General features: G+C 68.9%; 10 protein-coding genes. 4 read left to right on the top strand and 6 right to left on the bottom strand.

The features are described 5' to 3' along the window. Nucleotides 1–118: 118 nt before the first annotated feature. Nucleotides 119–1,111: an LLM class flavin-dependent oxidoreductase gene (locus tag ACFVVI_RS26760; RefSeq protein WP_378989945.1), complete on the top strand. Its 993-nt coding sequence runs from the start codon at nucleotides 119–121 to the stop codon at nucleotides 1,109–1,111. Nucleotides 1,112–1,120: 9 nt separating this feature from the next. Here the strand turns inward: ACFVVI_RS26760 and ACFVVI_RS26755 are convergent, their stop codons facing one another. Next, a complete protein-coding gene (locus ACFVVI_RS26755) occupies nucleotides 1,121–1,948 on the bottom strand; it encodes an NADPH-dependent oxidoreductase (protein ID WP_378989944.1) in 828 nt (275 codons plus the stop codon). 134 nt (nucleotides 1,949–2,082) lie between these two features. Here ACFVVI_RS26755 and ACFVVI_RS26750 point away from each other — a divergent pair, with 134 nt between their 5' ends. After that, nucleotides 2,083–2,661 (top strand): pyridoxamine 5'-phosphate oxidase family protein, encoded by a 579-nt coding sequence (locus ACFVVI_RS26750; RefSeq protein ID WP_387447359.1) that lies wholly within the window; start codon nucleotides 2,083–2,085, stop codon nucleotides 2,659–2,661. Between the two features lie 2 nt (nucleotides 2,662–2,663). Here ACFVVI_RS26750 and ACFVVI_RS26745 read toward each other — a convergent pair whose 3' ends face one another. Beyond that, nucleotides 2,664–3,587, bottom strand: a complete 924-nt coding sequence (locus ACFVVI_RS26745) for an SMP-30/gluconolactonase/LRE family protein (RefSeq protein WP_387447358.1) — start codon at nucleotides 3,585–3,587, stop codon at nucleotides 2,664–2,666. A 203-nt stretch (nucleotides 3,588–3,790) separates the two neighbouring features. Here ACFVVI_RS26745 and ACFVVI_RS26740 point away from each other — a divergent pair, with 203 nt between their 5' ends. Next, nucleotides 3,791–4,537 (top strand): M50 family metallopeptidase, encoded by a 747-nt coding sequence (locus ACFVVI_RS26740; protein ID WP_378631064.1) that lies wholly within the window; start codon nucleotides 3,791–3,793, stop codon nucleotides 4,535–4,537. Here the strand turns inward: ACFVVI_RS26740 and ACFVVI_RS26735 are convergent. Both ACFVVI_RS26735 and ACFVVI_RS26730 read right to left on the bottom strand, forming a co-directional pair. Further along, nucleotides 4,528–5,010 (bottom strand): gluconokinase, encoded by a 483-nt coding sequence (locus ACFVVI_RS26735; protein WP_378990022.1) that lies wholly within the window; start codon nucleotides 5,008–5,010, stop codon nucleotides 4,528–4,530. The genes ACFVVI_RS26740 and ACFVVI_RS26735 overlap by 10 nt on opposite strands. Nucleotides 5,011–5,115: 105 nt before the next feature. Continuing rightward, nucleotides 5,116–7,155, bottom strand: coding sequence for a CocE/NonD family hydrolase (locus ACFVVI_RS26730; RefSeq protein WP_387447357.1), 2,040 nt, complete (start codon nucleotides 7,153–7,155; stop codon nucleotides 5,116–5,118). 247 nt (nucleotides 7,156–7,402) lie between these two features. Between ACFVVI_RS26730 and ACFVVI_RS26725 the strand changes: the two genes are divergently transcribed. Beyond that, complete coding sequence (locus ACFVVI_RS26725; RefSeq protein WP_378989940.1) at nucleotides 7,403–8,206, top strand: VOC family protein; 804 nt, start codon at nucleotides 7,403–7,405, stop codon at nucleotides 8,204–8,206. Nucleotides 8,207–8,211: 5 nt separating this feature from the next. On the opposite strand, the gene ACFVVI_RS26720 is transcribed toward ACFVVI_RS26725, so the two are convergent. Further along, nucleotides 8,212–10,206: an alkyl/aryl-sulfatase gene (locus tag ACFVVI_RS26720; RefSeq protein WP_387447462.1), complete on the bottom strand. Its 1,995-nt coding sequence runs from the start codon at nucleotides 10,204–10,206 to the stop codon at nucleotides 8,212–8,214. Nucleotides 10,207–10,317: 111 nt separating this feature from the next. Beyond that, nucleotides 10,318–11,958 (bottom strand): PucR family transcriptional regulator, encoded by a 1,641-nt coding sequence (locus ACFVVI_RS26715; protein ID WP_379314786.1) that lies wholly within the window; start codon nucleotides 11,956–11,958, stop codon nucleotides 10,318–10,320. Between the last annotated feature and the right edge of the window lie 75 nt (nucleotides 11,959–12,033).

Raw genomic sequence — 12,033 nt, 5'->3', positions numbered from 1 at the left:
GTCGTGCACGCTACCGCCCCGCAACCGTGGCCGGTGTCACCACCACCGGTGCGCGGAAATACCGGCGGTCCGGCGCGGGTTGGCCTCCATAGGGGTAGTACACAACTCGAGGAGGCTCATGAGCGCCGTCACGCTGTCGGTTCTGGATCTGGCACCGGTGCAATCGGATGCGACGGCCGGTGACGCGTTGCACGCGACGACCCGCTTCGCACAGCACGCCGAAGAGCAGGGCTTTCGCCGATTCTGGGTGGCCGAGCACCACAACATGCCCGGCATCGCCAGTGCGGCGCCGGCGGTGGTGCTGGCGCATCTGGCCGCGTCCACCTCGCGGATCAGGGTCGGTTCGGGCGGGGTGATGTTGCCGAACCATCCGCCGCTGGTGGTCGCCGAACAGTTCGGCACACTCGAGTCGCTGCATCCCGGACGGATCGATCTCGGGATCGGCCGCGCCCCCGGCACCGATCCGGTCACCGCGCGCGCACTGCGCCGCAGTGCCGAAGGACTCGGTGGTGACGCGTTTCCCCAGGAACTCACCGCGCTGATCGGCTTCTTCCGTGGCGCCGATCCGAGCGGGATCGTGGCAAGCCCCGGCCTCGACGCGGAACCGCAGGTGTGGCTGCTCGGCTCGAGCGGCTACAGCGCGCAGGTCGCCGCGGTGCTGGGTCTGCCGTTCGCGTTCGCCCATCACATCGCCCCCGACAACACCGTCGCCGCGCTGACGCTCTACCGCGACAACTTCCGGCCGTCACAGACCCTGAGCGAGCCGTACACGATCGTGGCCGCCTCCGCGATCTGCGCCGACACCGATGCCGAGGCAGACCGCCTCGCCGCACCCCGCGATCTCGCCTTCGCCAACCTGCGCTCGGGCCGCCCCCAGGCACTGGCCACCCCGGAGCAGGCCGCGGGCTTCCCCGGCACCGACGCCGAACGCCACTTCGCGGCGCAGCGCCGGGCCGCGCAGCTGCAGGGCTCGCCGGAGACGGTCCGCGCCCAAGCCGCACAACTGCTCGACGCCACCTCTCCCGACGAGCTCATGCTCAACACCCTCGTCTACGACCTCGACGCCCGCATCCGCTCGCTCGACCTGACCAAGAAGGCGATCGACGGCTGAGCGCTTCGCTCAGCGCAGTCGGAATCCCCTGGCGGCCAAGGACTCCCGCAACCGGTGGCGGCCGTTGAGGGAGGCCGCCGAGGCCAGCCGGGCGAGGGTGCGCTCGGTCCACGAGAACGGCAGGCCCTGATCGGTGTAGATCTCGCCGATCCGCTGTTCGTACTCGGCGACCGGCTCGCGCTGGACCGGAAGGTCGTAGGTCTCGTGATGCAGCACCGCCGTCTGCGGTAGGCGCGGCTTGACCCTGGTGCCCTCCGCCGGGTCCGGGTGGCCGACAACCAGGCCGAAGACCGCGAAGACGTGGTCGGGCAGATTCAGCTCGGCGGCCACCGCTTCCGGGTCGTTGCGCAACGCGCCGATGTAGACGGTGCCCAAGCCGAGAGATTCGGCGGCGACCACCGCGTTCTGTGCGGCGAGCGCGGCGTCGACGAAGCCGACGTAGCTGGATTCGAGATAGTCGGCACCCTCCAGCGGTGCGCCGTGATCGTCGGCGAGCTGACGCAACCGGGCGAAGTCGGCAGTCCAGACCAACAGCACGGGCGCCTGCTCGATGTGCGCCTGACCGCCCGCGATCGCGGCCAACCTGGCCCGGCGCGCCGGATCACGGACCTCGATGACGCTCCACACCTGCAGGTTCGACGAGGTCGCCGCCGACTGCGCGGCCGAGACCAGCAGCCGAATCGTGTCCGGCGATACGGGATCCGGAAGGTAGCGGCGCACCGACTTGTGCGCATGCAGCACTTCGAGCACCGGATTCCACTGGGCCGGAATCTCGGTGGCCGGGTCCGCGTAACGCTGCTGTACGGGGTGGGTGGGGCTCGGTGCGGTCTGCGTCATAGGGATATCGTCGGCCAAGGCGCCGCGGCCGTCTGCGGTAACCCTCACCGTGAACCGAACGGCGGCCTCGGTCCGGCCGGTCGATACAGTGGACGCGGGGAGCCCACCGACTGGTGGGACGAAGAGAGTGCGTCATGGGCAAGGTGTTCGATCGGATCGACGACAAGTTGCGGGCATTCATCACCGAACAGCCGATGTTCTTCATCGGCACCGCGCCGTCGGCCGGCGGCCACGTGAATGTCTCCCCCAAGGGCTATCGCGACACCTTCGCCGTGCTCGACGACCACACCGTCGCCTATCTCGATCTGTTCGGCAGCGGCTCGGAAACGATCGCCCATCTGCGCGACAACGGCCGGATCACCGTGATGTTCTGTTCGTTCACCCGCACCACCCGCATCCTGCGACTCTTCGGCGCGGGCCGGGTGGTTCGCCCCGACTCCGACGAATTCGACACGCTGCGTGAATATTTCGGCACCGGCCACACCGGAATCCGTTCGGCGGTGGTGATCTCGGTCGACCGGATCGCCGACTCGTGTGGCTGGTCGGTGCCGAAACTCGAGCTCGTCGAGGAACGCTCGATCCTCGACGAGGCCCATACCCGCCGCACCGATGCCGATTTCGCCCGCCGCATCGCCGGCGACAACGCCACCAGCATCGACGGGCTGCCCGCGCTCGAGCCGGACCATCCGGTGCCGTCCACCGTGCGGCGCTGAGGTCAGGTCGCCGGGACCGAGGTGACCGCGATCGCCGGCTCGGACAGGCTGCCGAGGTAGAGGGTGCCGTTGTGTTCGGCCACCGCGGTGACCAGCGCGTAGTCGGCGCCGTCGCGCTGCAGATCGTGCACGAGGGTGCCGTCGAAATCGAACGCGAGCACCCAGACCGAACGAACGGGCGCGGGCGTCAGGCGATCCGGCAGCGCGTCGACCAAGCGCCTCAGGATCCCCGGAAGCGGGAAGAGCCTGTCCAGCAATGGGTTACGTGGGGAGACGATGCCGACCCAGACCAGTCCGTCACTGCCGACCAGCATGTTGTCGGGTGAACCGGGCAGGTTCTCGGCGACGTGGTCCGTGGTGCCCGCGCGCGGACCGGTCAGCCAGTAGCGCGTGATCCGGTAGGCGCCGGTCTCGGCGACCAGCAGACAGGATCGGTCGGGGGCCAGTACCACGCCGTTGGCGAACTGGAGACCGTCGACGAGCACCTCCAGGTGTCCGTCCGGATCGCGGCGGACCAGCGCTCCGCTGCCGGAATGTTCCAGAATGTCGGTCATCCACTCCTCGAACGGCCACCGCCGCGACGAGATCGAGAAATAGATCGTGCCATCGTCGTCGCGAATCACGTTGCTGGGGAACGCGATCGGAACACCGTCGAGCTCGGCGACGACGACCTCGAGTTCCGCGCCCGCCTCGGCCAGCCGGAGGATGCCCCGGCCCGCGACGCAGATCAGTAGTGCGCCGTCGGCCTCGACGTGCATGCCCAGCGGCCTGCCACCGGCGTCGGCGATCCGCTCGACCTCACCACTGGCCGGATCGACGCGCCAGATCGCGCCGTCGTCGGTCCCGGTGACGATCCGGCCGTCGGGCAGCACCACCACGTCCTCCGGGCCGTTGCCCGGCAGCGGCAACAGACGGGTCGGCGGCATCGGCGGATCGCTCTGGGTCTGCCGAGCACGAGCGGTGGGGCGTGGCGGAGTCCAGCGGTGAGGGCGCATCTGCATGCCCATTGCTACCACGCTGCAGGTCGCCACGGGCCCGGTGGCGGAATGGACGGCACCGCAGGCAGTTCAGCGGCAGTCCGGTTCCCCGGTCGGCGACGCATGAGCCCGAGGACGGTTAAAGTGCGGCGGTGAACACCGGATCTGCCAGCTCGCTGCTCGATCGTCTCCTCGCACCCCAGCCCGCGCCCGCCTGGTGGTTGGTGCTCGCCACCGCCGCGGTGGCGTTGATTCTGGTCGGCTACCGACCGCTGTGGCGGCTGACCCGCGCCGCGGTGACCGTGGCGCACGAGGGTGGGCACGCGTTGGTCGCGCTGCTCACCGGGCGCAGGCTGCACGCGATCACCCTGCACACCGACACGTCGGGGCTGACCGTGTCGAGCGGCAAACCGAGTGGTCCCGGCATGATTCTCACCGCGGCCGCCGGGTATCCGGCGCCGGCGCTGCTCGGGCTCGGCTACGCGGCACTGCTGGGAACGGGCCGGGTCACGGTGATGCTGTGGGCGACGCTGGTGATGCTGGCCGCGGTGCTGATCAAGGTGCGCAATGTGTACGGGCTGCTCACCGTGTTCGTGCTCGGCGCACTGGTGTTCGGGGTGTCGTGGTTCGGCAGCGATCTGCTGCAGGCCGCGTTCGCGTATCTCGCGGCGTGGTTCCTGCTCGCCGCCGGGGTGCGGCCCGTCTTCGAACTGCAACGCAGCCGTCGCAGGCAACCGGGGCGGACGGACTCCGATGCGGACCAGCTGGCCCGGTTGACGCATCTGCCCGCGGTGCTGTGGGTGCTGTTCTTCAGCGCTGTCTGCCTGGCGGCGCTGGTCGTGGGCGCGATGCTGATGCTGGCCCCGGTCGAGGAGCTGCACCCGCTGCTTCAGCGGTGATCGGCGATCCAGTAGTCGACGGCCTCGGTGACGAGCGCACTCGGCGGCTGCAGCGCGTTGAGGGTGACACCCGCTTCGTCGGGTTGCAGCGGTTCGAGGGTGTCGAGCTGGGAGTCCAGCAGGATCGTCGGCATGAAGTGACCGAGTCGGCCGGTCATCCGGCGGAGCAGTTCCTCGCGGGTGGCGGCCAGGTGAACGAAGTAGGTCTGCGGCGCCTTCTCGCGCAGGCGGTCGCGGTAGGCCCGCCGCAACGCCGAGCAGGTCGCGACCCCGCCGGCCGCCTGGTGCTCGGCGAGCCAGTCCGCGACGGTGTCGAGCCAGGGCAGCCGGTCCTCGTCGGTGAGCGGGATGCCCGCGGCCATCTTCTCGATGTTGGCCGGCGGATGGAAGTCGTCACCTTCGGCGTACGGGACTTCGAGCCGGTCGGCGGTCAGCGCGCCGACGGTCGTCTTCCCGCACCCCGACACGCCCATCACCACGATGACAGGTTCGACCACAGCGACCTCCTCGTCTCCACAGCACGCCCACGCATCCTGCCCGACCGAGGGTAGTAGGGGCGACGACTCCCCCAGCGTCGATCAGGGAATCGGACGGTCGGTGGGCAGGTTGACGAAGCTCGGCGCCGCGGGGTCGAGACGAACGTGCTGGGGCTCGAGACCGCTGGCGTTCAGCATCGGCCGGAACGGCAATGCCTTGGGCGCGTTGCCCGCGAAGACGTCGATGCGCAGCCGGTGTCCCGGCGCCAGCACCGCCTGGGTCGGGATGACGGCCACATCGATATCGGTGGGTGCGCCGGGGACCACCGGCAGCAGCCGGTCGACGGTGAGGGGGTTGAAGGGCGCGGTGAAGTCTCCGTTGATCGAGCGCGCGCTGCGCCGTTCGTCGACGGCCCGCATCGACGAGGTGAGCTGGCCGGTGGTGAGCACCGTCGAGGTCCCGTCGGGTGCCACATCGTTGACGGTGACGTTCCAGAATCCGTCGGTGGCATCGTGGATCGTGTTGAGCCGCACATTGATCGGGCCCGAGATCACCGTCTGTTCGGTCAGCGGGGCGCTGGTGAAGGTGAGGCCGTTGCGTTCGGCGATGCGGGAGTCCTTCGCGCAGGTGTCGAACGCGGCCGCCATACCCGCCGAGCCCTGAGCCGCGTCGCGCGAGCAGACCTGATTCAAACCCGGTGCGACGGTGAGTGTTTCGGTAGCGGTAGGCCCGGTGGCGCTGAGCGATCCGTCGTGCAGACTGTCCTCGGTGCTGCCGCTGGGGGCGGCCGAGAGGTAGACACGGCGATGCGTGACGCCGGGCTGCGGGAACTCGCGCAGCGTCACCCAGCTGCCACCTTGCTGTTTCACCGTGACCGGCCCGAATCCCTCGATGCCGCTGTCGATGTCCTTGAGCCATTTGTCGAACCAGGCCCGCTGCAGAACGTCCAGGCGCGGGGGCGCGCCGGGAACACCGGTCCCCGCACCGGGATTGGCGTGATAGGTGTCGCCGACGACGAGTTGCTTGCGCCCGGCGGGCAGCGGGATCTGTTCGTAGAGCTTGGTCGCGCTGTTGGCGAAGATGTCGTGCCAGCCGCCGTAGACGAAGGTGGGCACCGTGACGTTCTCCGGGTGGCCCATGATCGCCTCGCGGAACGCCGAGGTGTCGTCGAGCGCGCCGTCGAGCGCGGGCGGCATGTTCGACAGCGACGGGGTGAGCAGCGACTGGGCGAGCAGGTCGAAATTGGTGGTCGGGTCGGCGAGGCGATCCTTGAACCAGGTCCAGTCGAAACTGCCGTCGACCATCGAGGCCACGTCGGGTACGAGCTTGAGCTGGTTGACCGAGTTCAGCCACATCGGCAGGAACGTGGTGCCGACGCCGCCGCCGGGGGCGACCACGTCGCGCATGAGGTCGCTGCCGGGTTCGACCGGGAAGATCGCCTGCAACGCGGGCGGGGCGTTCTCGGCGGCGCGCAACTGGTTGATCCCCGAGTAGGAGCCACCACTCATCCCGATGCGCCCGTTCGACCACGGCTGCGTGGCCGCCCAGTCGATCACCTCGCGGGTGTCGAGTTGTTCGCGCGCACCGAGGGTGTCCCATTTGCCCTGCGACAGACCGGTTCCCCGCACATCGGCGACGATCACGGTATAGCCGGCGCTGACCAGTTTGCGGTCGACGCCGAGCATGGTCTGGATCATGCCGCCGTCCAGTGCCTGCATGAGGTCGCCGAAACCGCTGATCGGGGTGGTGGACAGGTTCAGCCTGCGCACGATATCGACGGCGGTGGACTGCAGGCCCGGGATCGCGGCGGCCGATTCGATCAGCCCGGTCATGAGTTTCGAGTACGGCGTCAGGCTGACGATCACCGGAAGCGGCTTCTGCTCGATCACGCCCGCGGCGTCGGCCGGGCGATAGACGTCGGCTTTGAGCACCACGCCGTCGCTCATCGCGATCTGGACGCCGCGCTCCACCCGCACCTCGGGGTAGGCCCCCGGGCCGTCGTGCTGGGCGGTCCACCGCGCGGACGGCGCGTCCGGCGGCTGTCCACCGGCGAGACCACCGCCGCAGCCGAGCACGACGACCACCGCGAGGATCGTCACCAGAATCCGGACCAACCCGCGTTCCGAACCTCTAACCACCATGAGTCGCTCCCGACCGGTTCGTTTCCGACGTTGACCAAGCCACCGCACGATCGGCGCGGAAACTGTAACAGGGGTAACGAGTTCGCCGGGTGATCGTCGGCCCGCTCGGACTGTCGCTGTGAACACACGTTGTTCCAGTTCAGCGCGGTTGTGGCTCCGCGTTCATGTCGGTGGCCGGTGGTTGACTCGACCCATGCCGGTGCGGTTGGGACCGGCCTACATCCATCGCCGAGGAGGACGTTCGACAATGCCGACACGCGACGAAGCTTGGCCGCAGGGGACTCCCTGCTGGATCGACTGTCAGGTGGACGACACCACCGCCGCCCGCGATTTCTACCGCACGCTGTTCGGTTGGGAGGTCCAGGACGGTCCCGCCGAAGCCGGCGGCTATCTCATGGCCACACTCGACGGCCGACCGGCGGCGGGCATCGGCCCGAAACCCGAGGGCATGAGCGAGATGCCGTCGGTGTGGACCACCTACTTCGCGGCTGAACGCGCCGACGAAATCGCCGAGCGGGTGAGCAAGTCGGGCGGACAGGTGTTCATGCCGCCGTTCGATGTTCTCGACGTCGGGCGGATGTTCATCGCCGCCGACCCGGCAGGCGGGGTCTTCGGTGTGTGGGAAGCCAAAGCACACCACGGTGCCGGCGTGTTCAACCAGCACGGCGCCTATTGCTGGAACGAACTGCACACTCCCGCCTACGACCAGGCACACGAGTTCTACGACAAGGTATTCGGCTGGCAGTACAACGAGATCGGCGACGGGGAAACCTTCACCTACTCCACCTTCGCGCTGCCCGGTGACAGCCACGAGATCGGCGGCATGATGGACGCCTCAGCGCTGAGTACCCCGCCCTACTGGCTCACCTGGATCCAGGTCGACGACGCCGACGGCTCGCTGGCCGAGGCCACCGCACTGGGAGCCTCGGTGATCATGGGCCCCGACGACAGCCCGTTCGGCCGGATGGGCATTCTGCAGGCGCCCCAGGGCGAGGTGTTCGGCGTGATCGATCCGGCCAAGGCGGTCGGCGAGGTACCCACCGGGTCCTGACCTCGTCACGGCGTGACGATGGCGAAGTTCGGGTCCGGCTTGTCGATCAGACCGGGCAGCTTCGCCAGTGCGGTGGCATCGCCGTCGAGGACGATGTCACCGCTCGCGACGCCCTTGCGCAGGTCGGCGCCACCGACCAGGGTGGCGATCAGGGTCTGACGGGTGAGAGTGATCGTCGCGTCGGGTGCGGGCAGCGCGTCACCGGGGAATCGGTCGTAGTGCACGAGTACGCCGTTGCGCAGTTCGACGCGGTGAACGCGGTTGTCCTCGTTGCTGATCCGCCAGTCGGTGCTCATCCGGACATCCCAGGCCTTTGGTCCGTCGATCCGCAGCGACACCGCGTCGAACACCTGCTCCACGCTCAGCGCGGCGGCCATCGCCGCGGAGTTGGCCGTGGTCGGCGTGCCGAAGGAACCGTTGCGCAGTTCGTGGGCGCCACTGAGATAGAAGTTGCGCCAGGTGGCGTTCTCCGCGCCGTAGGCGAGCTGTTCGAAGGCACTGGCCTGCAAGTCCTTTGCCGTCTTGTTGGTGGGGTCGGCGAAGATCACGTAGTTCACGACTTGGACGACCCAGCGGTAGTCGGCGGCGTCGTAGGCCTTCTGCGCCGTGCGCAGGGCCGCGTCGGCGCCGCCCATCGCGTCGACGTGGCGGCGCGCGTTCTCCACCGGCGGGTGTTCCCACAGGTGCGCCGGGTTGCCGTCGAACCAGCCCATGTACCGCTGGTACACGGCCTTGACGTTGTGGCTCACCGAGCCGTAGTAGCCGTGCGTGGACCACGACGTTGTCAGCGCGGGCGGCATCCGCAACATTTCGGCGATCTCGGCGCCGACGTAGCCCTGGTTCAGCAATCGCAGCGTCTGATCGTTGAGGTAGCCGTACATGTCGCGCTGCAGCGACAGGAACTCCACGATCCGATCGGTACCCCAGACGGGCCAGTGGTGCGAGGAGAACACCAGATCGGACCGGCGACCGTACCGGTTGATCGAATCGGTGAGGTATTTCGACCAGACATGCGGGTCGCGCACCAGCGCGCCGCGCAGGGTGACGATGTTGTGCATGGTGTGGGTGGCGTTCTCGGCCATGCACAGGATGCGGCGATCGGGGAAGTAGAAGTTCATCTCCGACGGCGCCTCGGTGCCCGGCGTCAGCTGGAAGACCATCCGCACGCCGTCGACCGTCTCTTCCTGGTCGGCGCGGGTGACATGGACGGTGGGTGGGATCAGGCCGATCGTGCCGACCGAATTGGTCTGTCCGAGACCGGCTCCCACCTGACCTTTCGGACCGCGCGGCAGGGCGGCGCCGTACATGTAGGCGGCGCGGCGGGCCATCGCCGTACCGGTGTAGATGTTCTCGGCGACGGCGTGCTCCATGAATCCCGAGGGCGCGATCACCGGACAGCGACCGGCGGCGACGTCCTGCGGGGTGATGACGCCGTAGCTGCCGCCGAAGTGATCGACATGGGAGTGGGAGTAGATCAGGCCGGTGACCGGCCGGTCACCGCGATGCTTGCGATAGAGCGCGAGCCCGGCCGCCGCCGTCTCCGCCGAGACCAGCGGATCGATGACGACCACGCCGGTCTCGCCTTCGATCAACGTCATGTTCGACAGGTCGAGGCCACGGATCTGGTAGAAGCCCGGCGCGATCTCGTAGAGGCCCTGTTTGACGGTGAGCTGGGACTGCCGCCACAGGCTCGGGTTCACCGAGTGCGGACAAGAACCCGCGAGGAAGTCGTAGGAGTCGGTGTCCCACACCACTTTCCCCGACGGATCGGTCACCGTGCCCGGCTCGAGGGAAGCGATCCAGCCACGGTCGGCGTCGGCGAAATCGGCGGTATCGCCGAAGGGCAAGGTGTCGGCCAGCGCGCGGTTGGCCTCCAGGATGGCCTCGGTCGGGTCGGTCTGGGTGCTCGACGGGGCGACTCCGGCGGGTCGGTCACCACATCCGGTGACGGTCGCGCCGACCGCTACCGCGGCAGCCGCGCCGACTCCGACACCCAGCATCCCGCGCCGCGACAGCTCGCCCCGGCCCCTGTGTGCACTGCTCACCGTTACTCCTTCGTTCCACGACCGTCCGACCCGAACGACTATTGCAGACTAACTGCAATATCTGTGTTATTTCTGAGCAATCGCCGTACCGGGCAGCGCGGCCAGCTGAATATCGAGCAGCAACCGGTCCTCGGGGTCGGTCATATCGATGCCGAGAATGGCCTCCACCCGCCGCAGCCGGTAGCGCAGGGTGTTCGGATGCACGCGCAACGTGGCCGCCGCGGCACGGACCTCACCGTGCGCCCGCAGATAGGCCTGAACCGATACCCGCAGGTCAGCGGCGTGAGTTCGATCGTAGGCATCGAGGTCGGCCAGGCGCGGATCGTGCAGGCGCGGGCGCTCGCGGATCAGCTCCATGATCTCGGCCAGCAGTACCGCGGTCCTGGCATCGGCCAGCGTGGCGACCCGGCCACCCGTGGGGTCGGCGACCGGGCTGTCCAGCACCCGGTCGACCTCGGCGCGCGCACTCGCGACCGCGGTGAGCCCGGCGACCGGTGCGGCGATCGCGGCCCGCACGATCAGTTCGCGCGTCTGCTCGAGCTGGGTCACCAGCTTGCGCACCCACGAACCGACGCCGCGCTCGGAATGGTAGGCGGGCAACAGCACATAGACGCGCTCGCCGATCGACTCGGTCACCGAATCGTCGCGGAAAGCGCTGGCGTGCAACCGGATCAAACCGCTCGACGCGGCCAGTCCCGCGGCCGGGCCGATCGGCGCGAAGCCGATCACCGCGGCGGGACCGGTCGCCGGCAGGTTCAATGCGGCGGCCACCGAGGGCACGTCGACGCCGTCACCGTGCGCGCCGAACAACCGGCGCACGAGCAGCGCCTCGGTCGACGGCGCGTCCAGTCGTCGCGCGATGATCCGGGCCGCCACCGCCGACGCGCCGCGCAACACCTGCGCCGCGTCGGGTCGCAGCGGCCCCGCACCCTGCTGCAACCAGATGGTCCCGAGCATTCTGGCTTGCGCGCCGTCGGCGCCTCGCCGGATGCCGACGACGAGTCTGCGGCGGATGTCGAGCTCGGGATGTTCGGGCACATCGACGACCTCGTCACCACGCCGCACCCGGTCGAACACGCCCCATTCCCGCAGGATCCGCAGGTAGTCGCTCGGGCCCTCCCGTCCGAGGATGGACTGGATGCGCAGCTGATCGGCCGAGGCGTCCGAGGCCGAGTAGGCCAGGACGTGCGATTGGGGGTCTTCGATCGAGACCATGCCGCCGGTTTCCCTGGCCAGCACCTGAGCCAGCCCGAACAGGTCGGTGTCGGGGGCGAGCAGGTCGTGCTCGTCGGATGCGGCGCGCTGACCGGGCGAACGGGCAAGCATCCGCCGGATCAGGGAGAACACCTGGTCCCAGCGCGCCTGCCGGTGCACGTGCACCAGCGCGACGCCCGCGGTGTGGGCGGCGGCGCGCACCGCGGGTGAGTCGTTGGCGCTCTTGGTCATGAGCACGCGCGGCCGCTGCGCGGGGTCACGGTCGCCGACTTCGCGCAACCACCGCTCGGTCGCGTCGGCGTCGACGCCGACCAGCAAGTACACCTCGGGCAGGGCGCCCTCGGCGTCGAGGTGTTCGGGCAGGTCAGCAGGCTCGGCCAACGCGACCGTTCGCACCGCGACCTCCTCGCCCGCAGGCGCGTCGACGAGGGTCGCGACGGCATGGTCGAGCGCGGCGAGCAGCCCGCGCAGCGTGGTGGACCCGTCAGTCATCGGGTACCTCCGGTTTGGTCGATCGGACAAAGACGGGCTCGGATATTCATCCGATCAGATGATTATGACTGCTGC

Source organism: Nocardia sp. NPDC058114 (genome assembly GCF_042884695.1).
Lineage (GTDB): Bacteria > Actinomycetota > Actinomycetes > Mycobacteriales > Mycobacteriaceae > Nocardia.
This window is presented reverse-complemented; position numbering and strand designations above follow the sequence as displayed.